Genomic DNA, 26,100 nt, shown 5'->3' with positions numbered 1-26,100 from the left:
GTCTTCCTAGGATGGAGGGCATGGCTCCCGACACCGCGACCTCGGACACCCCTGCCGCGGGAGCGACCGTCGGCGTACCCGAGAAGCCCTCGATCGACGGGCTCGAGGAGAAGTGGGTCGAGCGCTGGGCAGCCGAGGACACCTACGCCTTCGACCGCGAGGCCGCCCTGCAGGGACCGCGTGAGCAGATCTGGTCGATCGACACTCCTCCGCCGACCGCCAGCGGGTCGCTGCACGTCGGGCACGTGTTCAGCTACACCCACACCGACTTTGTCGCCCGCTACCAGCGGATGCGCGGCCGGCACGTCTTCTACCCGATGGGCTGGGACGACAACGGCCTGCCGACCGAGCGGCGGGTGCAGAACTACTACGGCGTGCGCTGCGACCCGTCGCTGCCCTACGACCCGTCGTTCGAGCCGCCCGCCAAGCCCGACAAGAACCAGCTGCCGATCTCGCGCCGCAACTTCGTGGAGCTGTGCATGCAGCTGACCGAGGAGGACGAGGCGGAGTTCGAGAAGCTCTGGCGCCGGGTCGGGCTGTCGGTGGACTGGTCGAACGTCTACCGGACCATCTCGGAGTCCTCGCGCGCCACGGCGCAGCGGATGTTCCTGAACAACCTGGCCCGCGGTGAGGCGTACGCCCAGGAGGCGCCGACCCTCTGGGACGTCACCTTCCGCACCGCCGTCGCCCAGGCCGAGCTCGAGGACCGGGAGCGACCCGGCGCCTACCACCGGATCGGGTTCTCCAGCCGCGAGGGCGCGGTCTGGATCGAGACCACCCGGCCCGAGCTGCTGCCCGCCTGCGTGGCGCTGGTCGCCCACCCCGACGACGAGCGGTACCAGCCGCTGTTCGGCAAGACGGTCCGGACGCCGCTTTTCGACGTCGAGGTGCCGGTGGTCGCGCACCGCATCGCGGAGCCGGGCAAGGGCTCGGGCATCGCGATGATCTGCACCTTCGGCGACCTCAACGACGTCACCTGGTGGCGGGAGCTGCAGCTGCCGACCCGGGCGATCGTCGGCTGGGACGGCCGGATCCTGACCGACCCGCCGCCCGGGGTGCCGGCCCAGCCCTACGACGAGCTCGCCGGCAAGACAATGTTCAGCGCGCAGCAGCGGATCGTGGAGCTGCTGAAGGAGTCGGGTCACCTCGACGGCGAGCCGCGGCCGATCACCCACCCGGTGAAGTTCTTCGAGAAGGGCGAACGGCCGCTGGAGATCGTCACCACGCGGCAGTGGTACATCCGGAACGGCGGCCGCGACACCGACCTGCGCGACGCCCTGGTGGCCCGCGGCAAGGAGATCCAGTGGGTGCCCGAGCACATGCGGCACCGGTACGACAACTGGGTCGAGGGTCTCAACGGCGACTGGCTGATCAGCCGCCAGCGGTTCTTCGGCGTCCCCTTCCCGGTCTGGTACCGGCTGGACAGCTCCGGTGAGCCCGTCCACGACGACCCGATCCTGGCACCCGAGGCGTCGCTGCCGGTCGACCCGTCGTCCGACGTCCCTCCGGGGTTCACCGAGGACCAGCGCGGCACGCCGGGCGGGTTCATGGCCGACCCCGACGTGATGGACACCTGGGCGACGTCGTCGCTGTCGCCGCAGGTCGCCTCGGGCTGGGACACCGATCCGGAGCTGTTCGCCGCGGTGTTCCCGATGGACCAGCGCCCCCAGGCGCACGACATCATCCGCACCTGGCTGTTCTCCACCGTCGTCCGCGCGCACTTCGAGCACGGCGCGGCGCCCTGGACGCACGCCACCATCTCCGGCTTCGTCGTCGACCCCGACCGCAAGAAGATGTCGAAGTCGAAGGGCAACGCGACCACCCCGATCGACGTGCTGGAGCGCTACGGCACCGATGCCGTCCGCTGGCGCGCCGCCGGTGCCCGGCCGGGTGCCGACTCGCCGTTCGACGAGGCGCAGATGAAGGTCGGCCGGCGGCTGGCCATGAAGATCCTCAACATCGGCAAGTTCGTCCTGGGGCTGGGCGCGGGGTCCGTGGACCTCGATTCGGCCGCCGAGCGGATCACCGAGCCGATCGACCGGGGGCTGCTGGCCGGGCTGGCCCGGGTCGTCGACGAGGCGACCGCGGCCATGGAGGCGTTCAACTACACCCGTGCGCTCGAGGTGGCCGAGACGTTCTTCTGGTCGTTCTGCGACGACTACGTCGAGCTGGTGAAGTCGCGGGCCTACCGGTCGGACGCCGCCGCCGAGTCCGCGCAGGCGACGCTGGCGCTGGCGTTGTCGGTGCAGCTACGGCTGTTCGCCCCCGTGCTGCCGTTCGTGACCGAGGAGGTCTGGTCGTGGTGGCAGGCCGGCTCGGTGCACCGCGGGCCCTGGCCGACCGTTGCGGAGCTGCCGACCGGTGGCGACCCCGCCGTGGTGTCGACTGCCGCGGAGGCGCTGGCCGGCGTGCGCAAGGCCAAGTCCGACGCCAAGCAGTCGATGCGGGCCGACGTCCAGACGGCGACCGTGGTCGCCCCCGAGGCGCAGGTGGCGCACGTGGAGGCCGCGCGGTCGGACCTCACCGACGCCGGCCGCATCGCGCAGCTGTCGGTGCTGGCCGGCGACGGTCCGCTGACCGTCCAGGTGGTCCTGGCCCCACCCGCCGAGGCCTGACGACCGCCGATTGAACGCGAGCGGCCCAGATCAGCGAACCTTGTGGGCCGCTCGCGTTCAGTCGCCGCACCGTCCACAGGGTCCGAGCGGGACAGAGGGCGCATCGGCCAGGCTCCGACGGTGCACACGCTGTCCCAGCTGCTCCCCGACGGGGTCGCGCCCCGGGGCGAGGTGGTCCGGTTCACCAGTTCGAGCAGCGTCGCGCGTTGGCTCAGCCGCGGAGACCTGGTGCCCGTGCAGCCCGGAGTCCTGGCGCTGGCCGAGCGGGCCGGCGAATGGGAGGTCCGGGCACGAGCGGCGGCGCTGTGGTCAGGGGCGTGCTGAGCCATCTGTCGGCCCTGACCGTGGCCGGCCTGGCACCGCCCCGCGCGCCGGTGCACGTCACCGTCCCGACAGCGCGCTGCCCGCGGGGTGGTGACGGCGTCGTCGCGCACCGGTCCGACCGCCCGCAGGTGACGATCCAGCGCGGCCGACTGGAAGCTCTCGTGCCGGAACGCAGCCTGGTCGACGCCTGGACCTGGGCCCACACGCCGCGGCGCAACCGGCTGGCCGCTCGAGAGCTGCCGCTGGTCCGCCATGCGCTGATCGACGGCGTCCGCTCCCGCGAGTTCAGGGTCTCGGCGGTGCGGAGGGAATCTGCGCGCCTCGGCTCCCACCCCGGCCGGGCCGCGCTCGAGGAGGTCCTCGCCCTGGTCGCCGGCGGCTGTCAGAGCGAACTGGAGATCTGGGGCGTGCTGCATGTTCTCCCCGGACCGCCACAGGTTCCCGCTGGCGTGCAGCAACATCCCGTTCCGTTGCCCGGCGGCCGGATCGTGCACCTCGATGCCGCATTTCTGGAAGCGATGGTCGCCGTCGAGCTGGACGGGGCATCGTTCCACGGCAGCCGACTGCAACGGGAGCGAGACCTCCGTCGCGACAGCGCGCTGGCGGCGGCGGGATGGGTGGTGCTGCGATTCAGCTACGAACGCCTCGTGACCGACCCTGAGGGGTGCCGGCGGGAGATCGTGGCGGCAGTACTCGGCCGAATGGTGACCCGTTGAACGCGAGAGGCCCAGAACCGCTCGGGTCCTGGGCCTCTCGCGTTCAGTCGATGATCAGGCGGACTTCTCGCGGCGCTCGCGGGTGGGCTTGCGCGGGACGATCGTCGGGTTCACGTGCTCCAGGACGACCTCCTTGGTGATGACGACGGAGGCGACGTCCTCGCGGCTGGGGATGTCGTACATCACCGACTGGAGCACCTCCTCCATGATCGCCCGGAGCCCGCGGGCGCCGGTGCCGCGGAGGATGGCCTGGTCGGCGATCGCCTCGAGCGCGTCGTCGGTGAACTCCAGGTCCACGCCGTCGAGCTCGAAGAGCTTCCGGTACTGGCGCACCAGGGCGTTCTTCGGCTCGGTGAGGATGTTGATCAGCGCCTCGCGGTCGAGCTTCTGCACGCTGGTGATCACCGGGAGGCGGCCGATGAACTCGGGGATCATGCCGAACTTCAGCAGGTCCTCGGGCATGACCTCGGCGAACGCGTTGGCCTCGGCGATCTCGGCCTTGCCGCGGACCTGGGCAGCGAAGCCGATCCCCTGCTTGCTCGTCCGGTCCTCGATGACCTTCTCCAGGCCGGCGAAGGCACCACCCACGATGAACAGCACGTTCGTCGTGTCGATCTGGATGAACTCCTGATGGGGGTGCTTGCGGCCGCCCTGCGGCGGAACCGACGCCGTCGTCCCCTCGAGGATCTTCAGCAGCGCCTGCTGCACGCCCTCACCGGAGACGTCGCGGGTGATCGACGGGTTCTCGCTCTTGCGGGCGATCTTGTCGACCTCGTCGATGTAGATGATCCCGGTCTCCGCGCGCTTCACGTCGTAGTCGGCGGCCTGGATCAGCTTGAGGAGGATGTTCTCGACGTCCTCGCCGACGTAGCCGGCCTCGGTCAGCGCGGTGGCGTCGGCGATCGCGAAGGGCACGTTCAGCATCCGGGCGAGGGTCTGCGCCAGGTGGGTCTTGCCGCACCCGGTCGGGCCCATCAGCAGGATGTTCGACTTGGCCAGCTCGACGCCCTCGTCGCGCCGGTCACCGCCGGCCTGGATGCGCTTGTAGTGGTTGTAGACGGCCACCGAGAGCGTGCGCTTGGCCTTGTCCTGGCCGATGACGTACTGCTCCAGGAAGTCGTGGATCTCCTTGGGCTTGGGCAGCTCGTCGAACTTCAGGTCCGAGGACTCCGAGAGCTCTTCCTCGATGATCTCGTTGCAGAGGTCGATGCACTCGTCGCAGATGTAGACCCCGGGGCCCGCGATGAGCTTCTTGACCTGCTTCTGGCTCTTCCCGCAGAAGGAGCACTTGAGCAGGTCACCGCTCTCACCGATTCGTGCCACGTGCTGACCTCCACCTGTGAATCGCTGGTCCTGGTGCCAGGAGCCTGCGTTGAGATTCTGACTGCTCAGCCCCTGCTCGGCCTCGTTGTTTTGGCCTCTTCGTGAAAGCCGAGGCCACGGGGCTGTCCTCCCGGCGCCATGTGCCGGGGATCGGGCGTCCGCAGACCGTAACCCCCACCGGCGACGTCTCCGGGCAATGACTCACCCGGTTCCGGCGACCGTCCCACATCCGTCCCGCGGGTGCCCTCCGCCCCTCGGTCCACGACCGGTGTCGACGGTACGGGTCGGCGCCGCGACACGCGCAGCTCCGACCCGTACCGACGGGGTCAGACCGCCGGAAGGGCGTTGAGCTTCCGACTCTGGATGACCTCGTCGACGATCCCGTAGGCCTTCGCCTCCGGCGCCGTGAGGATCTTGTCCCGCTCGATGTCGAGGCGGACCTGGTCGACGGTCTGCCCCGTGTGCCGAGCCAGGATCTCCTCCATCTGCGACCGCACGCGCTGGATCTCGGCGGCGTGGATCTCCAGGTCGGAGACCTGTCCACCGGACTCGCCGGAGGGCTGGTGGATCAGCACCCGGGAGTACGGGAGCGCCAGCCGCTTGCCCGGCGTCCCGGCCGCGAGCAGGACGGCGGCGGCCGAGGCGGCCTGGCCCATGCAGACGGTCTGGATGTCGGGCCGGACGAACATCATCGTGTCGTAGATCGCCATCAGCGAGGTGAACGAGCCACCGGGCGAGTTGATGTAGATCGTGATGTCGCGGTCGGGGTCGGCCGACTCGAGCGTGATCAGCTGGGCCATCACGTCGTTGGCCGAGGCGTCGTCGACCTGCACGCCGAGGAAGATGATGCGTTCCTCGAAGAGCTTGTTGTAGGGGTTGGACTCCTTCATGCCGTAGCTCGTGCGCTCCACGAAGGAGGGCAGGATGTAGCGGCTGGAGGGCATCTCGAAGCTCATGTCAGTTCCTCCGAACCGTCAGTTGTCCGCGACGGGGTTCGCGGTGTCAGTCATGGCGGCCTTGCTCACCACGTGGTCGACGAAGCCGTACTCCAGGGCTTCCTGCGCGGTGAACCAGCGGTCGCGGTCGGAGTCCTTCTCGATCTGTTCCGCGGTCTGCCCGGTGTGCAGCGCCTGCAGCTCGTTGAGCTGACGCTTGGTGCTGCGGAACAGCTCCGCCTGGATGGCGATGTCCGACGCCGTGCCGCCGACGCCGGCCGACGGCTGGTGCATCAGGATCCGTGCGTGCGGCAGGGCGTAGCGCTTGCCCTTGGCGCCGGCGGTCAGCAGGAACTGGCCCATCGAGGCGGCCAGGCCCATGCCGTAGGTGGCCACGTCGCAGTCGATGAACTGCATCGTGTCGTAGATGGCCATGCCGGCCGTCACGGAGCCGCCGGGCGAGTTGATGTAGAGGTGGATGTCCTGCTTCGGGTCCTCGGCGGACAGCAGCAGCATCTGCGCGGCCAGCTGGTTGGCGATGACGTCGTCGACCTGGCTGCCCAGGAAGATGATGCGCTCGCGGAGCAGGCGCTCGTAGACCGAGTCGTTGAGATTCATCCCCCGGCCGCGGCGCGCATCAGCGGTGCGCCGGCCAGGTTGGGGTCGGTAATGCTCACGGGTGCGGTGACCTCCGTAGAACTGTCTGAGCAGTCGGTCTCGGCTGGGCGGGTTGCTCGGTGGTGCAGGCCAGTGCGGGCCTCCGGGTGGGGTTACCCCCGGCGATCGCCTGAGTCCTGTCGACCCTAACGCGGACGTCCGACCAGACGGTCCCGCTCGGGGCGGTGTTCGCCGACGGCGCAGCGGAAGGGGCCGGAAACGGCCGACGCCGCCCTGCCCGGTCGGGCAGGACGGCGTCGGGTGGACCCGCCCGGAGTGGGACTCAGGTCCTCGTTCAGACCTTTGCGTCGTCCTGCCCGGCCTCGTCGGGGCTGTCGGCGCTGTCGGCGGGGCCGGCGTCGGCGTCGGCGTCGGCCGGCGTGGCCGCCCGGACGGTCTGCGGGCGCAGCGCCTCGAGGTCGACGACGTTCCCCGACGCGTCGGTGATGGTCGCCTCCTCCAGCAGCTGGGCCAGCGTCTTGGTGCGGCGGACGTCGGCGACGAACTCGGCGATGTTGCCGCCCTGCTGCAGCTGCTGGGCGTACTGCTCCGGGCTCATCCGGCTGCGCTGGGCCTGCGCCATGATCTGCGCGGAGAGGTCGTCGTTGTCGACGGTGACCTCACGGGCGTCGGCGATCGCGTCGAGGATGAACTGCGTCTTGACCGCCTGCTCGACGTTCGTCCGCTGCTCGGAGTCGTACTCCTCGCGGCTCTGACCGCCGGACATCTGCAGGAAGCTGTCCCAGTCCATGCCGGCCTGCTGCAGCTCGCGCTCGAAGGCCTGGTTGCGCCACTCGATCTCGCGCTCGACGAGGTTCTCGGGCATGGGCACCTCGACGGTCTCGATGAGGTGCTCGACGATCTTGTCACGGGCCTGCGCGCCCTGGGTCAGGGTCTTGGTGCGGGCCAGCCGGGTGCGGACGTCCTCGCGCAGCTCGGCGAGGGTGTCGAACTCGCTGGCGGTCTGGGCGAACTCGTCGTCCAGCTCGGGCAGCTCCTTGGTCTTCACCGAGCGGACGGTGACGGTGACCTCGGCGTCCTGGCCGGCATTCGGGCCGGAGAGCAGGGCGGTGGTGAAGGTCTTCGTCTCGTCGGCGGAGAGGCCGCGGACGGCGTCGTCGAGGCCCTCCATGAGGTTGCCGGAGCCGACCTCGTAGGACATGCCGGTGGTCGAGCCGTCCTCGAGCACCTCGTCGCCCAGCTTGGCCTCGAGGTCGATGGAGACGAAGTCGCCGTCCTCGGCCGCGCGCTCGACGCCGGTGAGCATGCCGAAGCGCTCCCGCATGACGTCGATCTGCTGGTCGATCTCCTCGTCGGTGACCTCGACGTCGTCGACGGTGACGGCGAGGCTCTCCAGCGACGGGAGCTCCAGCTGCGGGGCGACGTCGACCTCGGCGGTGAAGGCGAGGGTGTCGTTGTCGTCGAGGCGGGTCACCTCGATGTCGGGCTGGCCGAGCACGCGCACCTGGTTCTCGCGGACGACCTCGGAGTACACCTCCGGGATGGCGTGCTGGACGACCTGCTCGAGGACGACGGGGCGCCCGATGCGCTGGTCGAGCACGCGGTTGGGCACCTTGCCCGGACGGAAGCCGGGAACGCGGACCTGCTTGCCCAGCTCCTTGTAGACCTCACCGAAAGCGTGGTCCAGGTCCCCCAGGGCACCTCGATCGCCATCCGGACCCGCGTGGGGCCCAGTTCCTCGATGGTGCTCTTCACAGCGGCAGTGCTCCTCGGTACGGCAGTGGATGGGACGTCGGCGGAGGCGTCGACGCCGGGTCGACCCCCGAGTCTACGGACGTCGGGAGCACGGGCGCGGGGCGGCATGCGCCGCCTGCAGCGACCTCGGTCGGGGTGACAGGATTTGAACCTGCGGCCCCCTGCTCCCAAAGCAGGTGCGCTACCAAGCTGCGCCACACCCCGCGGCCGCCCGAGTCTAGGCGGGTCCGGGACGGTCACCGACCGGCGAGGGGCCGGAGAGCTCAGGACGGGCCGTCGCCGACCACCAGCGCGGGGTCGATCAGCCGCACGTCCACCCCCACGAGTTCCCACTCCAGCACGGTCGCGGTCATCGCCCCGGAGCTCACCAGCGGGTCCTCGGTCACCACCGCGCGGGCGTCGGCCAGGAGCCGCACCGCAGCACGTAGGCGGCTCCTCCGCCGGGCTCGACCGGACCGCCCAGGAGCACCAGCCCACGCTCGACGAGGATGTCGACGAACGGCTCGTGCTCGGGCGGCTCCCCGTCGAAGCCCGGCCGCTGGAAGAGGAGCACGAGGGCGTACACCGCTAAGCCGAGACCGCCGGACGACGGTCGGCCCACGGCGCCGCCTCCTCGAGCGCGGCGGCCACCCGGACCAGCACGTCCTCCCGGCCGTACGCAGCGACCAGCTGGACGCCGACCGGGAGCCCCTCCTCCGTCCAGTGCAGCGGCAGGCTGATCGCCGGCTGCCCGGTGACGTTGAACTGCGCGGTGTAGGGGATGAAGCTGTTGATCCGGCGCCCCTCCTGCTCGGGGCCCTCCGCGGTGAACCACCCCAGCTCGGGCGGGGGCGCTCCCACGGTGGGCGTGACCAGCAGGTCGAAGCCCAGGCCACCGTCCTCGGGCGCCGCCCACCACGCCGCCATCCGGCGGGTCCAGCGGCCGAGCATGTGCCGGGCGCCGAGGTAGTCCTCGGCGGTCATCCTCTTCCCGGCCGCCCGGTACGCGACGTTGCGCGGCTCCAGCTCGTCGTCGCGCACCGGCCTGCCGAGCACCCGCTCGAAGGCCCCGATCGTCAGCGCCGTGTCGCCGGCGATGGTGGCGTTGAAGAACCGCCCGAACAGCGGGTCGAACATCCCGTCGGGGGCGCCGGGCTCCACCGCGCAGCCGAGCTCCTCGAGCAGCCGCCCGGCCCGCTCCACCGCGGCCCGGCACTCCGGGTGGTCGAGGTAGCGCTCCCCGGGGTCGGCGTCGAGCACCCCGACGCGCAGCCGGCCCACCGGGACGCCGACCTCTTGCGCGAGCGGCCGCGCGAAGGGCGGGGCGATGTACGGATCTCCCGGCATCGGCCGGCCGATGACGTCGAGCACGGCGGCGGTGTCACGGACCGAGCGGGTGACCACCCCGTCGATCGTGGCGCCCGCCCAGCTCTCGCCCGCGTCGGGGCCCTGGCTGACCCGGGCCCGGGTCGGCTTGAGCCCGACGAGCCCGCACTCGCTCGCCGGGACGCGGATGGACCCGCCGCCGTCGCTGGCGTGCGCGACCGGAACGAGGCCCGCGGCGACCGCCGCCGCCGAGCCCCGCTGGACCCACCCGTCGACCGGCCGGGGTCGTAGGGGTTGCGCGCCGGGCCGTTGGCGGTGGGCTCGGTGGTGACGGTGGTGCCGAACTCGGGCACGTTCGTGCGGCCCAGGGGCACGAAGCCGGCCCCGCGGAGGTGCCGCGCGAGGTAGCTCTCGGTCGGCCAGCGCCAGCCGGCGTCCCGGAGGAACGAGGTTCCGTAGTGGGTGGACTCGCCGGCGAGATGGCAGCCCATGTCCTTGAGCAGCATCGGGACGCCGCGGAACGGGCCGTCCGGCAGGCCTTCGGCCACCTCGGCGCGCGCCTCGGCGAACCGGTCCCGGACGACGGCGTCGAGCTGCGGGTTCACCCGCTCCACCCGCTCGATGGCGGCCTCGACGAGCTCGGCCGGGCTCACCTGCCCGGTCCGGACCAGGTGCGCCTGCTCGGTGGCGTCCAGCCACGTGGTGTCGGTCACGTCGGGCACGCTAGCTGCCGCCCCCGACGATCACGACCCGGTACGCAGCCCGCGGAAGGACGTCTCCACCAACGCGTCGGCGAGGTCGTCGGGCGTCAGCCCGCCGCCGGGCCGGTACCACTCGGTGAGCGAGTTGACCGTGCCGAACAGCAGCCGGCTGGTGACGGCGGGATCGACGTCGGGGCGCACGTCCCCCTCGTCCACGGCGGCGTGCACCAGGCGGGTGACGATCGCGTCGAACTCCCTGCGCCGCTGCAGCGCGGCCCGTTCCACGTCGGAGTTCCCCGCACCCGGAGGAGCAGGGTGACGAACGGGAGCTCCGCGGCGAGCACGTGGACCGACCGGCGGACGACGTGCTCGAGGCGGTCGATGGCCCGGCCGGTGGTCGCCCCGGCTTCTTCGGTGACGGCGAACAGGCCATCCAGCGCGCGGTCGAGGGCCAGTCGCAGCAGCTCGATCTTGCCGGGCACGTGGTGGTAGATCGCCGACTTCGTGACGCGGAGCCGCACGGCGAGCTCGTCCATGCTCGTCGCGTCGTACCCGCGCTCGTTGAAGGCGGCGACGGCGACGTCGAGCAGCGAGTCCAGCGAATGACCGGGCCGGCCACGACGGACCGGGGTGGCCGTCACGCGCGGTTCCGGTTGTCGACCAGCCGTTGCAGCTTGCCCACCGAGCGGGGCAGCGTCTCCGGGTCGACGACGAGCACCTCGACGCTGGTGCCGACGGTGTCCTTGATCGTGGTCACCACCTCGGTGGCGGCGGCCGGCCGTCGCTCGAGCGGGCAGTCGGGACGCGCCTCGATGCGCACGACGAGGTGGTCGGCACGACCGCGGGTGGTCAGCTCGAGCGCGAAGTGCGGGGAGAGATCAGGCGTCCGCAGCACGATCTCCTCGATCTGGGTCGGGAACAGGTTCACGCCCCGCAGGATGATCATGTCGTCGGTGCGGCCGGTGATCTTCTCCATGCGACGCATGCCCGGACGTGCGGTTCCCGGCAGCAGTCGGGTGAGGTCGCGGGTGCGGTAGCGCACGACCGGCATGGCCTCCTTGGTGAGAGAGGTGAAGACCAGCTCGCCCGGCTCGCCCTCCGGCAGGACCTCCCCGGTGATCGGGTCGATGACCTCCGGGTAGAAGTGGTCCTCCCAGATGTGCAGGCCGTCCTTGGTCTCTCCGCACTCCTGGGCGACGCCGGGGCCGATGACCTCCGACAGCCCGTAGATGTCGACGGCCTGGATGTCGAGGCGCTGCTCCAGCTCCTGGCGCAGCTGCTCGGTCCAGGGCTCGGCGCCGAAGACGCCGATCTCCAGGGACGACGAGCGGGGGTCGATGCCCTGACTCTCGAACTCGTCGATCACCGTGAGCATGTAGGACGGCGTCACCATGATCACCCGGGGCCGGAAGTCCGTGATGAGCTGTACCTGTCGGGCGGTCATGCCGCCGGAGACAGGGACGACGGTGCAGCCGAGCTTCTCCGCGCCGTAGTGCGCGCCCAGCCCGCCGGTGAACAGGCCGTAGCCGTAGGCGTTGTGCACCGTGTCGCCGGGACGACCGCCCGCCGCGCGGATCGACCGGGCCATCACCGTCGCCCAGATGTCGAGGTCGCGCTCGGTGTACCCCACGACCGTGGGCCGCCCGGTCGTGCCGGACGAGGCGTGCACGCGGCGAACCTGATCCCGCGGGACGGCGAACATGCCGAACGGGTAGTTGTCGCGCAGATCGGCCTTGCTGGTGGTCGGGAACCTCGCCAGGTCGGCGAGCTCGCGGCAGTCGTCCGGGTGCACCCCGCTTCCTCGAACGCCCGGCGGTAGTGCGGGACGTTGTCGTAGGCGTGCCGCACGGTCCACCGCAGCCGCTCCAGCTGCAGGGCACGCAGCTCGTCGACGCCCAGCTTCTCGGCGTCGTCCAGCAGTGCCGGCGGGGGCGCCTGCCCGACGGACCGGGCCGCCCCGTTGGTCGGCGTCGTCATCGGAGCTCTCCCGCCGTCCTTGTGCGCTGCGTCACTCTGCGGCACACTATTACCGACCGTCCGGTCAGTAAATACCTCCGAGGAGCCCGATGTCCGCGCCTCCCTGGACCGCCCCGCCGTCGACGAGACCGCACTGCAGGAGCAGTTCGACGCCACGATCGCCGCAGGGCACCGGATCGAGCCGCGTGACTGGATGCCCGAGGGGTACCGGAAGACGCTGATCCGGCAGATCGCCCAGCATGCGCACTCGGAGATCATCGGGATGCAGCCCGAGGGTGACTGGCTCCTCGCGGCACCGAGCCTGCGCCGCAAGGCGATCCTGCTGGCCAAGGTGCAGGACGAGGCCGGCCACGGCCTCTACCTCTACTCGGCAGCGGAGACGCTCGGCGCCGACCGTGCCGACCTGACCGACAAGCTCATCGAGGGCCGGCAGAAGTACAGCTCGATCTTCACCTACCCGACGCTCACCTACGCCGACGTCGGGGTGATCGGCTGGCTGGTCGACGGCGCGGCGATCTGCAATCAGGTGCCACTGTGCCGCAGTTCCTTCGGCCCCTACGCCCGGGCGATGATCCGGGTCTGCAAGGAGGAGTCGTTCCACCAGCGGCAGGGCTACGAGCTGCTGATGACGATGATGCGCGGCACCGACGAGCAGCGGGCCATGGTGCAGGACGCCGTCGACCGGTGGTGGTGGCCGTCGCTGATGATGTTCGGCCCGCCCGACACCGACAGCCCGAACTCCGCTCAGTCGATGGCGTGGGGCATCAAGCGGCACAGCAACGACGAACTGCGCCAGCGCTTCGTCGACATGACCGTGCCGCAGGCGGAGTTCCTCGGCGTGACGCTGCCCGATCCCGAGCTCTCGCTCGATGCGGCGACCGGCCGCTACCGGTTCGGTGCCATCGACTGGGACGAGCTCACGCGGGTCATCAGCGGCGGCGGCCCGTGCAGCGTCGAGCGCACGGCCCGACGCCGGGCCGCGCGGGACGACAACGCGTGGGTGACCGAGGCGGCCACCGAGTACGCGAGGAAGCACTCGTGAGCATGACGAGCGAGGGTGGCCACGGCGCCGTCCCGACCGGGCCCGAGGTGCCCGTGGCGCCGGCGGCGGGGCCGGTCCGCAAGGACTGGCCGCTGTACGAGGTCTTCGTCCGCGGCAAGCGCGGCCTCAACCACGTGCACGTCGGCTCGCTGCACGCCCCGGACGACGAGATGGCGGTGCACGCGGCGCGCGATCTCTACACCCGGCGCAACGAGGGCGTGAGCATCTGGGTGGTCAAGGCCGTCGACATCACCGCGTCGAGCCCCGACGAGAAGGACCCGATGTTCGCCCCGAGCGGCGACAAGGTCTACCGCCACCCGACGTTCTACGAGATCCCCGAGAACGTCCCCCACATGTGAAGGACCCCTTCCCAGGGCTGAAAGGAGGGCAATGCACGAGGAGACCGTCTACGAGGCGTTGAACGACGCCGGGGGCGGCGAGGGGCACTGGGCGTTCGGCACGGGGTTCGACGAGCCGCTGGCCGGCGTCGACACCACGGTCCCCGAGGGCATCGACCCGGCCGACCTGGGCGCGTACTGCCTGATGCTCGGCGACGACGCCCTGGTGCTCGCCCAGCGGCTGACCGAGTGGATCACCGCTGCTCCGGAGCTCGAGGAGGAGGTGGCGATCGGCAACATCGCCCTCGACCTCCTGGGCCAGGCGCGCCTGCTGCTCGCGCGGGCCGGGTCGGTCGGCGTCATGGGGCGCAGCCGGGAGAGGGCGACGGCGTCGATCCCCGACGAGGATGCGCTCGCCTACTTCCGCGATCCCGACGAGTTCCGGCACACCCCTCGTGGAGGCGCCCAACGGGGACTTCGCGCAGACGATGATCCGCCTGCTCGCCGCCTCGACCGTGCGGCTGGCGGTCGTCACCCGCCTGCGCGGGTCCCGTGACCCGGTGCTGGCCGCCATCGCGGCGAAGGGCGTCAACGAGCTCGCCTACCACCGCGACCACGCCGCGCGCTGGGTCCTGCGCCTCGGCGACGGCACGCCGGAGTCCTCGCGCCGCGCCCAGGCGGGCGCCGACGCCGTCTGGCCGCTCCTGGCCGAGGTCTTCTCCCCACCGACGTGGAGTCCCGGCTCGTCGACGCCGGGGTCGCCGTCGACCCGGCCGGCGTCCGCGACGAGGTCAGGTCGGTCCTCACCCAGGTGCTGGACCAGGCCACGCTGCGGGTGCCCGCATGGCCCGCCGACGCCCCACCTCTGGCCCGGCACGGCGAGCACGGCGAGGTGCTGACCGAGCTGCTCGCCGGCCTGCAGGGGCTGGCCCGGAAGCACCCGGCGGCGACGTGGTGACCGGCGTGCGCCGAGAACCGGACCCGAGGGAGGTCGCCGCGACGGTGACCGACCCCGAGCTGCCGATGGTCAGCCTGGCCGATCTGGGGGTGCTGCGCGACGTCCGGGTCGACGACGACGGCACCGTGGTCGTCGAGATCACCCCGACCTACACCGGCTGCCCGGCGATGGGGGTCATGCGGGCCGACCTGGTGCACGCGCTGCACCGCGCCGGATTCCCCGACGTCGACGTCCGCACCGTCCTCTCCCTGCCTGGAGCACCGACTGGATCAGCGACGAGGGCCGCCGCAAGCTCGCCGTCGCCGGTATCGCGCCGCCGGGGAGAGCGCCGGTGCCGACGGAGGGTCCGGTCCCGCTGCAGCTGGGCCCCAGCCGACGGACGGCGGACTGCCCGTTGTGCGGCTCGACCGACACCGAGGAGCTGAGCGAGTTCAGCGCGACCGCGTGCAAGGCGCTGCGCCGCTGCCGCAGCTGCCGTGAGCCCTTCGAGCACGTGAAGGAGATCTGAGTGACCGCCGCGCCACTGAGCCCAAGACGCCGGCCGCGGTTCCACCCGCTCCGGGTCGCGCACGTCGAGCGGCTGACCGACGACGCGGTCGCGGTGACGTTCGACGTCCCGCCGGAGCTGGCGGAGGACTACGCCTTCCGGCCGGGGCAGGCGCTGACCCTGCGCCGGGTCGACGGCGACCGCGACGAGCGGCGCTCCTACTCGATCTGCGCGCCGATGGGTGCAGCACCTCGGGTCGGCGTCCGCGAGGTGCCCGGCGGCTTCTTCTCGTCCTACCTGGTCCACGAGGTGCAGCCGGGCGACCGCATCGAGGTGCTGCCGCCGTCGGGAACGTTCACCGCCGACCTCTCGGCGCCCGGCGACCACGTCTTCGTCGTGGCCGGTTCCGGCATCACCCCGGCGCTGTCGCTGGCCGGCACGGTGCTCCGGGACGGCGAGTCCACGGTCACCGTCTTCTACGGCAATCGGCGAACGAACACGGTGATGTTCGCCGACGAGCTGGCCGACCTCAAGGACCGCTACGGATCCCGCCTCCAGCTGGTGCACGTGCTCTCCCGGGAGCCGCGTGACGCCGAACTGACCAGCGGCCGGCTCGACGGAGACCGGCTGCGGACGCTCGTCGACAACCTGGTCGACGCCGAGCACGTGGACCACTGGTGGCTGTGCGGGCCGCACGGGATGGTGCAGGACGCCCGCGAGCTCCTCGGCGAACTCGGCGTGCCGACCGCGAAGGTGCACCAGGAGCTGTTCTACGTCGAGAACGTCCCGCCGGAGCCGGTCCGGGGCGACGAGGAGACCGTCGAGGGGCCGAGCGCCCAGGTGACCGTCGTCCTCGACGGCCGGACGACGACGCTGGCGCTCCCCGCGACGTGCCCGTGCTCGACTCGGCGCAGAAGGTGCGCGGCGACCTGCCCTTCGCCTGCAAGGGCGGCGTGTGCGGGACGTGCCGGGCGCGGGTGACCGAGGGCGAGGTGGTGATGCGGCGGAACTACGCCCTGGAGCCGGCCGAGGTCGAGGCGGGCTACGTGCTCACCTGCCAGAGCCTGCCGGTGTCCGAGTCCGTCACCGTCGACTACGACGCCTGACGTGCGGCCCTTCACGGTCGGCGAGACGGCGACGCTGGACGTCGTCGTCACCCCGCAGATGACCGTCGACTTCGACGAGATGGGCAAGGTCCATCCGGTCTACGCGACGTACACGATGGCCAAGCACTTCGAGGAAGCCGGACGCAAGCTGCTGGTGCCCCACCTCGAGCCGGGCGACGCCGGCGTCGGCAGCTCGGTCACCGTCGAGCACCTGGCCCCGGCCTGGGTCGGCGACGCGCTGACGGTCACCGCCCGGTGCACCGAGATGCGCCGCAACCGGCTCGTCTGCGCCTGCACGGCCGTCGACGCGTTCGGACGGGAACTGGGCCGGGGACGACGGAGCAGGTGGTGCTGCCCGCCGACGTCCTCGAGGCCCGCATCGGGCAGCGCGCGCGGCTGCCCCGGGACCGATGACCGGCACGCCGAAGGGCCGTGCGCAGGTGGCTCCCCGCCGTCCGCGAGAATGGGCCGGACCGGCGAGTGCCGGATGAGGTCGGAGCGCGGCCGGACCCACAACAGGCCCGGGCACGGTTCTCCGCGGACAGGAAGCGGGGCCATGTCCGGTCGTCGAGCAGCGTTCCTCCTCGTTCCACTGCTGGCCCTGGGTGCCTGCACCGGCGCGGAGGAGGACGACGCCGCCCCGGAGACCACGGCCGCCAGCGTGGAGATGGGCGCGTGCGAGTTCGACGTGCCGGCGGGTGTGGAGATCGAGTGCGGCACGCTGCCCGTCCCGGCCGATCGCGACGATCCCGACGGCGAGGAGATCCAGCTGGCCTTCGGCATCGTGCGGAGCGACGCCGACAGCCCGGTGGAGGACCCCGTCGTCTACCTGTCGGGAGGACCGGGTCAGAGCACGCTGGAACTCGTGCCGCAGGCGTTCGGCCAGCTCTACGAGCCGCTCACCGCGAACCGGGACCTCGTGCTCCTCGACCAGCGGGGCACCGGGCTGACCGAGCCGTCGCTGGCGTGTGACGAGTACAGCTCGTGGGTCCGGGAGTCACTGGGCTCGGACCTCCCCGGAGGAGCTGGAGAACCAGGCGGTGCAGTCGCTGGACGAGTGCCGGCAGCGGCTGGTCGAGGAGGGCGTCGACTTCGCCGACTACAACAGCGCCGCCTCGGCCGCAGACCTCGAGGACCTGCGGGTCGCTCTCGGCTACGACCAGTGGAACCTGTACGGGATCTCCTACGGCACCCGGCTGGCGCAGGCCGCCATGCGCGACCACCCCGACGGCATCCGGTCGGTCGTCCTGGACGCCGCCTACCCCGTCGACGCCGACCTCTACGCGGAGACGCCGGGCAACGCCGTCCGGGCCATGGAGGAACTGTTCGCCACGTGCGCCGACGACCCCGCGTGCGCCGCCCGGTACCCCGACCTCGAGCAGCGGTTCCAGACCCTCGTCGACGAGCTGAACACCACGCCGGCGCCGATCACCGTGGTCGATCCGACGAACGGCCAGCGCGTGGAGGACGAACTCGACGGGGACTCGCTCGTCGGCTTCCTGTTCCAGACCCTCTACTCCACCGAGCTGGTGGCCCACCTCCCGGAGATCATCGCCGCGGCGGACGACGGCGAGTTCGGCACGGTCGGCCTCCTGCTCGGTGCCCTTTCCGCGCAGCTGGATCTGGTCAGCGTGGGCCAGCAGCTGGCCGTGCAGTGCCAGGACGAGGTCGCGTTCGGCTCCCAGGAGGACGTGGCGGCGGCCGCCGCCGAGCACCCGTTGGTCGAGGGCTTCTTCGAGGGCGCGCCGACCTTGGGCCCCGGCGTCTTCGACGTGTGTGCCTCGTGGGACGCCGGCGAGCCCGGCGACGGGGCGAACGACGCCGTGACGAGCGACATCCCCGCGCTGGTGCTGGCCGGCGACCTGGACCCGATCACGCCGCCGCGCTGGGGTGAGGAGATCGCCGAGCAGCTGCCCGACAGCTTCTTCGTCCGGTTCCCGTTCACCGGGCACGGCGCGCTGCCCAGCCACGACTGCGCCGTGCGGATCGCCGAGGAGTTCCTGGACGATCCCGACAGCGAGCCGACGACGGACTGCGTCGACGACATCGAGCCGCCGGCCTTCACCGCGGACGACGTCCAGGTCGAGATGACGTCGTTCGAGAGCGAGGAGCTCGGCCTCACCGGGCTGCGGCCGGAGGGCTGGACCGAGGTGATCCCCGGCGTGTGGCAGGAGTCGGCCCTGGTGACGCTGATCCAGCAGGTCGTGCCCGGCGCCACCGCCGAGCAGCTGCTCCAGCAGGTCGGCATGCAGCTGGGCCTCGCCGAGCCGCCCCAGCCGGTCGGCGAGCTGGCGACCGAGTCGCTCACCTGGCAGGTCTACCGGCTCGATGACCTCGGGCAGAGCGTCCAGCTGGCGCTCGCCGACGGTCCGGACGGCCTGCTGCTGGTCCAGCTGACGACGAGCCCCGCCCGCGACGACATCCACCGCGAGCAGGTCTTCCTGCCCGCCGTCGAGGCGCTGGCTCCGCAGTCCTGAGCCGGGTGCTCGGTCCCCTCGCTGTCGGCGAGGGACGCCCGCGCTAGGCTCTCCACGGACCTCTCGCAGGTCTCGCGGGTGTAGCTCAATGGTAGAGCCCCAGCCTTCCAAGCTGGCCATGCCGGTTCGATCCCGGTCACCCGCTCCACGCACTGACCAGCTTGTATGCCCGTTTGCGCAGCTCAGCGCGGCCTCGGCGCCGCTCTTGTGCCTTAACGGTGCTGACCTCTGCTGACCGTTGACCACCGGCTTTGGCCGGTGCTTAAGGCACGGATAAGGCACGACCTCGAGCGGCCCAAGCTACGAACGCGTAGTCCTATGGCTCACTGCACTGCCAGGTGAAACCGGCTCTTACATCGGGGGCCGTCGGCTGGGCGCCACGGCTACGGGGATCGTCGTCATGTGTCGAGGAAGTCCCATTCGCTGCCGAGTGCCCAGCGCAGGGCCGAAGGCTTGCCGTTGAGCATCCCGAGCTCGAAATCCGTGTACGGGCCCAGCTGACCAGGCTCTGTGTACAGCCCTCAACACGCCGGCGCCCTGGCCCTGCAATCGCGAGTAGGCGCTCCAGCTCGGCGTCGTCCCCAGCGTCCTCGAGCCGGTACTCGTGCTGGAGGGAGCGGTGGTACCAGATGCGGTCGAACAGCTCCCGTTCTGCCTCCACGATCTCGTCCAGCCGTCGGGGCTCCTCTTCGAAGTAGGTCTCCGCGAACAGCTCCTCGATCTCGTCGCCGAAGTAGTCCAGGAGGACCTGATTGAGGCCGTCGACTCCTAGCCCGTAGGTCGACCCCTCCGCTGCGAACAGACTGGCGAGGTCAGGATGCGACTGCCGCGCGTCTCCGTCGGGCAAGGAGAAGTCGTCGCTGTTGCTAGTGATGAACGCGTGCGGCTCCTGGTCCAGGTCGACCCCGCGGACAGTCGTTTCGTAGAGCTCGATGAGCAAGGCGTCGGCGACACTGTTGCGGGACCGGTGGAACGGCGCCTGCTTCGACAGGCCGCGCTCGACCACCCCGCGCTTCTCTTCGTCCCCCGGCTCGAGGACACGGCCGGCTCGGAGCTGGTCCAGCACCTCATCGAAGTTGCGGGTCGTCATCGCTCCAATGAGCGGGACATGACGCGCAAGGTCCGTGATGACCTTGAGAGCCTGCTCCTGGTCCGAACCGCCAAAGTCATCGAGATCTTGCTTGATGAGCTTGAACCGCTGGGCGATGGTCGCCGTCATCGACGTTTCAACCCGATCTCGGTTCCGCTCGAACTCGTCGATGACGAGTCGAGGGACGAGTAGCCCGACCTGCCCCTGGTGAGCGAGTACCCGGAGCGCGACGATCCAGCGCTGCCCGTCGCGGCGCTTGCACAGGTCCAGCCAGGTGGAGGTGTCAACGAACAGATGGAGCACGACGCCACCGTATGGCGTACCCGGAGGCGACATGGCCCAGGTGACCGAGGAGCAGAAGGCTCAGCGAGCGGCCGCACGCCGCCGCAGCTCTGCCTTCGCGGCCGAGGAGGACGCCTCCGTCATGAGCGCAAGGCGCACCTGACCCACCTGAGCGCCCGGGGGCGGACCTCCCTCTAGCTCCTGGAGGGCACCGCGCTGACGGTGACGTCCGGACAGTCGCCGTAGAGCGGGGGTGACGGGGTGGTGACGACCCGACCGGCCCGACGTCACCCCAACCGGCGCGCCCCTGGCTCTCGCTAGCGACGTGCCTCCTGGCCCTGCCGGACGGCAGTGCCCTCTGCCGGCGCGCCACGCCTCGCTGAGAGGCGCACCGATCCGGTTCGAGTGGTCGCGCGCCGGTGACACCCCGAGCGACTTGCCGTTAGGCAGCTGACCAAACCCTGTCACCCGCGGCGTCGCCTACTCGTCACAACGGATTGCGCAGACCTGGATGCATGAGGTGTGTCAGGTCGTGGTCTTCTCCGGTTCGGCAGTCGAGATGGCCGCGGAGAGCGCTCAGGCGAGGACGCGTGTACGCAGCCGGTCGGGTCCACGGTGCGGAAGTCCGCTGACGGGGTGACGTTGCGCGGCGACCTCGAAAGAACGTGAATTGGACGCTCACTCAGGCGTTAGCGGGCACCAGCTGCTGAGGCGGCAGCAAGATCCCTTCGGCGGCCACCCGTGCGCACCTCGTCCAGCACGCCACGTCGATGCATGCGCTACCACCGCCGAGCCGACTCGATTCGATTCCTGCAACCGCATGACACTGCCCGGAGCCGTCGCTATAAGGACGGAAAACCCGGAGACCGCCAGAGCAGGTGGGGAGGGCGTCAACTCGACGGACGTCACCTCGGCGAACCGGGGCCCGGGCTGCCAGAGAAGCGGCAGAGAACAGGAACTTCGCCGGGCACTGTCACCAACCGGCTGGAAATGGCGCCTTCTCCGGGTGGAGACGCGGCGCCGGACGCCGGCGCACGAGGCCACGCGACGAGGAGGGCGAGATGGGCGACGCGCAGCGACTTCGGGATCCGGTGTTCAGCGACGCCCTCTTCCCCACCCCCGAGGAGGCTGCCACGGTGCTCCGCGTCGGGCGCACCACGATCTACGCGCTGATGAAGGTCGGTGAGCTGCGGGCGGTCCGTATCAGCCGGAGGTGCCGTGGAGGACTTCCTGCTCGACGATGTCGGCATCTACGAGATGAGTGTGGGGCGCGATTGCGTCGTCGCTTTGAGGCCACCGTGCCAGGTCCCTCGACTGCAGCAAGACCGAATCGGGTCTCCAAGGACTCTCGGCCATGAAACGTTCAGCCCATCCGCAGCCCCGACACTCTCCTCACCGGCGACGGTGCGTGACTCCGACCGCACCATCGGTGGAAGAACTCCTGCGGGGTCGGCAGGGCGCCTTCCATGCCTAGGACGAGCTCGCATGGCTTGGTGTCGCATGAGCAGCACGACCAGCTGCTGACCGTCGCGCAGGCCGGGGACTACCTCGGAACCGGCGAACGCTTCATCCGCCGGCTGATCGCTCAACGGCGTATCACCTACGTCAAGCTCGGCAAGTACGTCAGGCTTCAGCGCTCAACGCTCGACGCATTCATCGAGGCCGGACGTGTCACGAGCGAGGAGTAGCGCGACCCCTGCACGCCGGCAGCGACCGCTGTTGCGCGACTAGGGGAAGCGGGAAACCGCGGCGTTCTCCACCCCGCTATACGACGTGTGCGCCGCCCCTTTGTTTTTCGTCACAGCGACGACATGACACAAGGTCTGCGGCGAAACGACCGAACCCATGCGGAGGCCGAGTCAAGGCTCGGCATTCACATGGCTGCGAATGTGGCCCCTCGGCCCGGTCGAAGACTGACGCTCTCAGCTTCCTTGCTCAGTCGACACGACACGTCGAGCTGAGTAAGTCAAGACCTTCGCTTGAAGCAGTGGATCGCAACAGCTGAGTGACGCCGAGGCGCCGACACCTGCTTGCGGTCACGCGACGCTCCCATCGACTGCAAGACACGGAAAGGTCGTCATGGGTCGAAGAGGCTGGGGCACTGTTCGCAAGCTTTCCTCTGGCCGCTACCAAGCCCGCCATCCGGATGGCTCGGGCAACCAAGTCTCGGCGCCGTCCACATTCGCCACCAAAGCTGAGGCCGATCGGTGGCTCGCAAGAGCGCAGACCGAGATGGACTCGGGCCGCTGGGCCAACCCGAAGGCGGGCAAGGAGACGCTCAAGGTTTACGCCGAGCGGTGGGTCGAGACTCGCCTCGTCCGGGGCCGGCCGCTGGCCCTCGCACCGCAGAGCTCTACCGGGCACAGCTCAAGAACCACATCGTTCCGGCCTTGGGAGCGACGCAACTTCGCCAACTGGAGACGTCCGCCGTCCGGGCCTGGTACGGCGAGCTCAGCGGCCCGAGAGGGCCAGGCCAGGTCACGGCGGCCAAGTGCTACCGACTGATTCGTGCCATCTGCACCACGGCCGTGGACGACAACCTCATCGCGCGGAACCCATGCGCCATCCGTGGGGCGGGGCAGGAACGTTCGAGCGAGCGACCGATGTTCACGCTCGCTCAGGTCCAGGCGCTGGCTGATGCCGTCGAGGATCGCTGGCGAGCGCTGATCCTCCTGGCTGCCTGGACGGGCCTGCGCATCGGTGAACTGTCGGCGCTCCGTCGGGAGCACCTCGATCTAAAGGCCGGCACCGTGAGCGTGAAGAGCGCGGTCATCGACGTGATCGGGCAGGGACGTTCCTACGGCCCGCCGAAGTCGGCCGCCGGCCGCCGAGCCGTGGCCATCCCGCCGCACATCATCGGCGAATTGGAGCACCACCTCGCGGCGTACGCTCAGCCCGGCGCGCAGGGTCTGATCTTCGTGGGACCGAAGGGCGGGCCCATCCGACGCAACAACTTCGCCTCACGGGTGTGGGCTCCGGCAGCCGAGGCGGCCGGACTCCCGCCCGGCTCTCACCTGCACGACCTGCGCGGCTGGGGCGCCACCGTCGCCGCCCGGCACGGCGCCACCACCAGGGAGTTGATGCACCGACTCGGGCACGCCTCCCCGCCGCGGCGCTTCGCTATCAGCGCTCCGAGCAGGAGCGAGATGCCGCTCTCGCCGCCGCCATGAGCGCGGCGCTGGCGGACTTGAACGACACGACTCCCGGGGCAAACACGTCGTCCAGTGGCCGGTCTCGTGGGTCGCGTTGAAGAACGATTAAGGCCGGTCCGTGGCTGGGGTGGTTGCGTCGGCGGTGGTTGCGTCGGCGGTGGTTGCCGCCCAGCTGGCCAGCAGCTTGAGGGCGTCTTCGGACGGTGAGCCGGGTTCAGCGGTGTAGATGGTCAGGGCCAGCTTCCCGGAATCCGGGATGGGCAGGTCGAGCGTGTGGTAGGTCAGCTCGAGGGTGCCAACGGCGGGGTGGTGGAACTGCTTGGCGCCGTTGTGGTGGATGCGCACGTTGTGGGCGGCCCAGCGGGTCCGGAACTCCTCGCTGACCGTCGAGAGCTCGCCGACGAGTTCGCGCAGCTGCGCGTCGTGCGGGCGGCGGCCGGCCTCGGCACGGAGTAGGGCGACGGTGGTGTTGGCCGCCTTCTCCCAGTCGGAGTAGTAGTCCTGCGCCTGCGGGTCGAGGAACTGGAACCGGGCGAAATTCGCCGGGCGGCGAGGGTCGTCGAACATGGGTGAGTGCAGCGCCCACCCCAGGGTGTTGGTCGCGAGGATGTCCAGGCGTCCGTTGGCCACGAACGCGGCGGACCCGGTCATCGAGTCCAGCATCCACTGCACCTGCGGCTGGATCTGGGCCTTGCTGCGGCGCTGCGGTGTGCGGTTCGGCTTGGCGGCGGCGCGGGCCAGATCGAACAGGTAGGTCCGCTCGGCGTCGTCCAGCTGAAGCGCCCGGGCGACGGCCTCGAGGACGTCTTCGGAGACCCCGGCGATGTGGCCCTTCTCCAGCCGGGTGTACCACTCGGTGCTCACCCCGGCCAGGACGGCGACCTCTTCCCGGCGCAGCCCAGGGACCCGACGCCGGCCGCCGCCGGGCAGCAGCCCCGCCTGCTCCGGGGTGATGCGGGCGCGCCGGCTGGCGAGAAAGTCACGGATGTCGGAGCGGTTGTCCACGCCGTCGACGCTACGTCGCCCCGCCGGTGAAGGGAGGTCGAGCTTCTCCCCCATAAACCCGACCTCCCACGCCCGCGCCGCGAGGCGTTCTCTGGACGTCGACGTCCGACCAGACCATTCGAGAAGGAGCACCTCTTGCGACAGGTAGTTCTGCACACCGCCGGCGACGTCCGCGTCGAGGACCGCCCGGACCCGAAAATCATCGACCCCACCGACGCGATCATCCGACTGACCGCTACCTGCATCTGCGGGTCGGACCTGTGGCCCTACCGCGGCATCGAGCCGGCCGACCACCAGGTGATGGGCCACGAGTACGTGGGCATCGTCGAAGAGATCGGCGACCAGGTGAAGAACGTAAAGGTCGGCGACTTCGTCGTCGGCTCCTTCGTCATCTCCGACAACACCTGCGAGATCTGCCAGGCCGGCTTCCAGTCCAAGTGCGTGCACGCCGAGTTCGTCGCACAAACCATCGGCACCCAGTCCGAGAAGGCCCGCATCCCGCACGCCGACGGAACCCTCGTCGCCACACCGGGGCAGCCCGACCCGGAGCTGGTCCCCTCCCTGCTGGCCGCCTCCGACGTGCTCGGCACCGGCTGGTACGCCGCCGTGGCCGCCGAGGCGGGCCCGGGCAAGACCGTCGCCGTCGTCGGTGACGGCGCCGTCGGGCTCATGGCGATCCTCGCCGCCAAGCAGCTCGGCGCGGAGCGGATCATCGCGATGTCCCGCCACCCGCAGCGGCAGGAGCTGGCCCGCTTCTACGGCGCGACCGACATCGTAGAAGAGCGCGGCGACGAAGGCGTGGCGAGGATCAAGGAGCTGACCGGCGGGCTGGGCGCGCACTCGGTCGTCGAGGCCGTCGGCACCCAGGAGTCGTTCATGCAGGCCGTCGGCGCCACCCGCGGCGGCGGGCACCTGGGCTACGTCGGCGTCAACTACGACGTGACCATCCCCGGCATCGAGCTGTTCTTCGCCGGCATCCACACCCTGGGCGGACCCGCCCCGGTGCGCCGGTTCCTCCCCGACCTCATCCGGCGCATCTGGGACCGGGAGATCGACCCGGGCAAGGTCTTCGACCTCACCCTGCCGCTGGAGCAGGCAGCCGAGGGATACAAGGCCATGGACGAGCGCCGCGCCACCAAGGTCCTGCTCACCCTCTGAGGCAACCGTCGTCCGCCCGGCCCACCGCTTCGCCGGGCGGACGACGCCAAGGCAGCCACCCACTCACCAACTCCGACATTTCGGTCACCGACGGGCACGCGCGGAAGAGATTCATGGCAGGCGTCTTCACCACCGTCCCGCAGGCGGCCTGGGACGGGCGACCGCGGGAATGCTCCTCGCCGACGGGCACGACGTGGGGACTCATCGCCACGGTCACGCTCCTGGGCCTGCTCCTCACGTCCGGCTGCGTCGCCGGCGGAAACCCTTCCCGCCGGTGGCACGACTACCGGTAGCGGTGACGCAGTCGATCCGACCGCCGCAGATCCGTCCGACACCACAGCACCTCAGGAGGACGCCGTGCGCATCACGTTGAGCACCGGTGACCAGGAGGTCACCGGCACTCTCGAGGACAACCCGGTCACGCGAGACCTGATGTCCCTCCTCCCGGTCACCGTCCCGATGAGCGACCTCTTCGGCCGGGAGAAGCTCGGCCCGCTGCCCCGGGCACTGACCGGCGACGTCGAGCCGGTCCTCACCTATCGGATCGGGCAGATCGCGTACTGGCCCCCAGCCACGACATCTTCGTCGTCTACGAGGGAGACGGTCTACGGGTGCCCAGTCCGGGCCTGGTCCAGCTGGGCCCCGTCGACACCGGTGTGGACGCCATCGCCGCCGCCGGCGACGAGTTCGACATGACCATCGCCGTCCTCGACTGACGACGCCCTCCCCGCGGTCA

The 26,100-nt window shown here is 70.6% G+C and carries 28 protein-coding genes, 2 tRNA genes and 3 pseudogenes; 21 read left to right on the top strand and 12 right to left on the bottom strand.

Features of this window, described 5'->3' with window-relative positions; all coding sequences use genetic code 11:
* The first annotated feature begins 20 nt into the window (after positions 1-20).
* The 3 genes from valS (at position 21) to U6N30_RS07650 (ending at position 3,655) form a co-directional block, all read left to right on the top strand.
* Positions 21-2,615 carry a valine--tRNA ligase gene (gene valS, locus U6N30_RS07660; protein ID WP_324276803.1) on the top strand — a complete coding sequence of 865 codons (2,595 nt, stop codon included), beginning with the start codon at positions 21-23 and terminating at the stop codon, positions 2,613-2,615.
* A 120-nt stretch (positions 2,616-2,735) separates the two neighbouring features.
* Complete coding sequence (locus U6N30_RS07655; protein WP_324276802.1) at positions 2,736-2,939, top strand: hypothetical protein; 204 nt, start codon at positions 2,736-2,738, stop codon at positions 2,937-2,939.
* 128 nt (positions 2,940-3,067) lie between these two features.
* Entirely contained in the window at positions 3,068-3,655 is a 588-nt protein-coding gene (locus tag U6N30_RS07650) for an endonuclease domain-containing protein (RefSeq protein WP_324276801.1), read from the top strand.
* A gap of 54 nt (positions 3,656-3,709) precedes the next feature.
* Here the strand turns inward: U6N30_RS07650 and clpX are convergent, their stop codons facing one another.
* From clpX to paaK, 10 genes and pseudogenes are all read right to left on the bottom strand, one after another.
* Positions 3,710-4,978: an ATP-dependent Clp protease ATP-binding subunit ClpX gene (gene clpX, locus U6N30_RS07645; protein WP_324276800.1), complete on the bottom strand. Its 1,269-nt coding sequence runs from the start codon at positions 4,976-4,978 to the stop codon at positions 3,710-3,712.
* A 326-nt stretch (positions 4,979-5,304) separates the two neighbouring features.
* Positions 5,305-5,934, bottom strand: coding sequence for an ATP-dependent Clp protease proteolytic subunit (locus U6N30_RS07640; RefSeq protein ID WP_324276799.1), 630 nt, complete (start codon positions 5,932-5,934; stop codon positions 5,305-5,307).
* Between the two features lie 18 nt (positions 5,935-5,952).
* Positions 5,953-6,531, bottom strand: a complete 579-nt coding sequence (locus tag U6N30_RS07635) for an ATP-dependent Clp protease proteolytic subunit (protein WP_324276798.1) — start codon at positions 6,529-6,531, stop codon at positions 5,953-5,955.
* A gap of 334 nt (positions 6,532-6,865) precedes the next feature.
* On the bottom strand, positions 6,866-8,185 hold the full coding sequence (gene tig / locus U6N30_RS07630) for a trigger factor (RefSeq protein ID WP_324278201.1): 1,320 nt from the start codon (positions 8,183-8,185) through the stop codon (positions 6,866-6,868).
* Positions 8,186-8,416: 231 nt separating this feature from the next.
* Positions 8,417-8,490 (bottom strand) — tRNA-Pro (locus U6N30_RS07625).
* A 59-nt stretch (positions 8,491-8,549) separates the two neighbouring features.
* On the bottom strand, positions 8,550-8,675 hold the full coding sequence (locus U6N30_RS07620; RefSeq protein ID WP_324276797.1) for a hypothetical protein: 126 nt from the start codon (positions 8,673-8,675) through the stop codon (positions 8,550-8,552).
* Positions 8,669-8,851, bottom strand: a complete 183-nt coding sequence (locus U6N30_RS07615; RefSeq protein ID WP_324276796.1) for a hypothetical protein — start codon at positions 8,849-8,851, stop codon at positions 8,669-8,671. Before U6N30_RS07615 ends, U6N30_RS07620 begins: the two co-directional genes overlap by 7 nt.
* Before the next feature lie 2 nt (positions 8,852-8,853).
* Positions 8,854-10,196, bottom strand: a pseudogene (locus U6N30_RS07610) (amidase).
* 138 nt (positions 10,197-10,334) lie between these two features.
* On the bottom strand, positions 10,335-10,520 hold the full coding sequence (locus U6N30_RS07605; protein ID WP_324276795.1) for a TetR-type transcription factor C-terminal domain-containing protein: 186 nt from the start codon (positions 10,518-10,520) through the stop codon (positions 10,335-10,337).
* Positions 10,521-10,929: 409 nt separating this feature from the next.
* A complete protein-coding gene (paaK, locus tag U6N30_RS07600) occupies positions 10,930-12,084 on the bottom strand; it encodes a phenylacetate--CoA ligase PaaK (RefSeq protein WP_324276794.1) in 1,155 nt (384 codons plus the stop codon).
* Between the two features lie 168 nt (positions 12,085-12,252).
* Between paaK and paaA the strand changes: the two genes are divergently transcribed.
* From paaA to U6N30_RS07545, 11 genes and pseudogenes are all read left to right on the top strand, one after another.
* Positions 12,253-13,311, top strand: coding sequence for a 1,2-phenylacetyl-CoA epoxidase subunit PaaA (paaA, locus tag U6N30_RS07595; RefSeq protein WP_324276793.1), 1,059 nt, complete (start codon positions 12,253-12,255; stop codon positions 13,309-13,311).
* 2 nt (positions 13,312-13,313) lie between these two features.
* Complete coding sequence (gene paaB, locus U6N30_RS07590) at positions 13,314-13,670, top strand: 1,2-phenylacetyl-CoA epoxidase subunit PaaB (RefSeq protein WP_422678099.1); 357 nt, start codon at positions 13,314-13,316, stop codon at positions 13,668-13,670.
* A gap of 31 nt (positions 13,671-13,701) precedes the next feature.
* Positions 13,702-14,205: a Phenylacetic acid catabolic protein gene (locus tag U6N30_RS07585; RefSeq protein WP_324276792.1), complete on the top strand. Its 504-nt coding sequence runs from the start codon at positions 13,702-13,704 to the stop codon at positions 14,203-14,205.
* Positions 14,138-14,607: pseudogene (locus U6N30_RS33590) on the top strand (1,2-phenylacetyl-CoA epoxidase subunit PaaC). Before U6N30_RS07585 ends, U6N30_RS33590 begins: the two are co-directional and overlap by 68 nt.
* Before the next feature lie 44 nt (positions 14,608-14,651).
* A complete protein-coding gene (locus tag U6N30_RS07570) occupies positions 14,652-15,032 on the top strand; it encodes a metal-sulfur cluster assembly factor (protein ID WP_324276790.1) in 381 nt (126 codons plus the stop codon).
* Positions 15,002-15,115, top strand: a complete 114-nt coding sequence (locus U6N30_RS33585) for a PaaD-like zinc ribbon domain-containing protein (protein WP_422678051.1) — start codon at positions 15,002-15,004, stop codon at positions 15,113-15,115. Before U6N30_RS07570 ends, U6N30_RS33585 begins: the two co-directional genes overlap by 31 nt.
* On the top strand, positions 15,116-16,075 hold the full coding sequence (locus tag U6N30_RS07565; RefSeq protein ID WP_324276789.1) for an FAD-binding oxidoreductase: 960 nt from the start codon (positions 15,116-15,118) through the stop codon (positions 16,073-16,075).
* Positions 15,985-16,200, top strand: coding sequence for a 2Fe-2S iron-sulfur cluster-binding protein (locus U6N30_RS07560; protein ID WP_324276788.1), 216 nt, complete (start codon positions 15,985-15,987; stop codon positions 16,198-16,200). Before U6N30_RS07565 ends, U6N30_RS07560 begins: the two co-directional genes overlap by 91 nt.
* Before the next feature lie 58 nt (positions 16,201-16,258).
* Positions 16,259-16,486 (top strand): annotated as a pseudogene (locus U6N30_RS07555) (thioesterase family protein); the annotation flags it as partial.
* 754 nt (positions 16,487-17,240) lie between these two features.
* Positions 17,241-18,677 (top strand): alpha/beta hydrolase, encoded by a 1,437-nt coding sequence (locus U6N30_RS07550; RefSeq protein ID WP_324276787.1) that lies wholly within the window; start codon positions 17,241-17,243, stop codon positions 18,675-18,677.
* Positions 18,678-18,751: 74 nt separating this feature from the next.
* A tRNA-Gly gene (locus tag U6N30_RS07545) sits at positions 18,752-18,825 on the top strand.
* A gap of 168 nt (positions 18,826-18,993) precedes the next feature.
* Here the strand turns inward: U6N30_RS07545 and U6N30_RS07540 are convergent.
* Entirely contained in the window at positions 18,994-20,103 is a 1,110-nt protein-coding gene (locus tag U6N30_RS07540) for a PIN domain-containing protein (RefSeq protein ID WP_324276786.1), read from the bottom strand.
* A gap of 1,007 nt (positions 20,104-21,110) precedes the next feature.
* On the opposite strand from U6N30_RS07540, the gene U6N30_RS33580 reads away from it, so the two are divergent.
* From U6N30_RS33580 to U6N30_RS07530, 4 genes are all read left to right on the top strand, one after another.
* Complete coding sequence (locus tag U6N30_RS33580; protein WP_422678050.1) at positions 21,111-21,407, top strand: helix-turn-helix domain-containing protein; 297 nt, start codon at positions 21,111-21,113, stop codon at positions 21,405-21,407.
* 135 nt (positions 21,408-21,542) lie between these two features.
* A complete protein-coding gene (locus tag U6N30_RS07535; RefSeq protein WP_324276785.1) occupies positions 21,543-21,737 on the top strand; it encodes a helix-turn-helix domain-containing protein in 195 nt (64 codons plus the stop codon).
* A gap of 391 nt (positions 21,738-22,128) precedes the next feature.
* Positions 22,129-22,554: a hypothetical protein gene (locus U6N30_RS35340; RefSeq protein ID WP_479690585.1), complete on the top strand. Its 426-nt coding sequence runs from the start codon at positions 22,129-22,131 to the stop codon at positions 22,552-22,554.
* Positions 22,555-22,652: 98 nt separating this feature from the next.
* Positions 22,653-23,219 (top strand): site-specific integrase, encoded by a 567-nt coding sequence (locus U6N30_RS07530; protein WP_324276784.1) that lies wholly within the window; start codon positions 22,653-22,655, stop codon positions 23,217-23,219.
* 87 nt (positions 23,220-23,306) lie between these two features.
* On the opposite strand, the gene U6N30_RS07525 is transcribed toward U6N30_RS07530, so the two are convergent.
* Positions 23,307-24,206 carry a helix-turn-helix transcriptional regulator gene (locus U6N30_RS07525; protein WP_324276783.1) on the bottom strand — a complete coding sequence of 300 codons (900 nt, stop codon included), beginning with the start codon at positions 24,204-24,206 and terminating at the stop codon, positions 23,307-23,309.
* Positions 24,207-24,341: 135 nt separating this feature from the next.
* Between U6N30_RS07525 and U6N30_RS07520 the strand changes: the two genes are divergently transcribed.
* From U6N30_RS07520 to U6N30_RS07510, 3 genes are all read left to right on the top strand, one after another.
* On the top strand, positions 24,342-25,364 hold the full coding sequence (locus U6N30_RS07520; RefSeq protein WP_324276782.1) for a zinc-dependent alcohol dehydrogenase family protein: 1,023 nt from the start codon (positions 24,342-24,344) through the stop codon (positions 25,362-25,364).
* 113 nt (positions 25,365-25,477) lie between these two features.
* Positions 25,478-25,657 carry a hypothetical protein gene (locus U6N30_RS07515; protein ID WP_324276781.1) on the top strand — a complete coding sequence of 60 codons (180 nt, stop codon included), beginning with the start codon at positions 25,478-25,480 and terminating at the stop codon, positions 25,655-25,657.
* 64 nt (positions 25,658-25,721) lie between these two features.
* On the top strand, positions 25,722-26,060 hold the full coding sequence (locus tag U6N30_RS07510; protein ID WP_324276780.1) for a cyclophilin-like fold protein: 339 nt from the start codon (positions 25,722-25,724) through the stop codon (positions 26,058-26,060).
* Positions 26,061-26,100 lie beyond the last annotated feature (40 nt).

Origin of the sequence: Blastococcus brunescens, from assembly GCF_035320885.1 — a bacterium.
Lineage (GTDB): Bacteria > Actinomycetota > Actinomycetes > Mycobacteriales > Geodermatophilaceae > Blastococcus_B > Blastococcus_B brunescens.
Note: the sequence above shows the minus strand (reverse complement) of the source record. Positions and strands in the feature narration are given on the sequence as shown.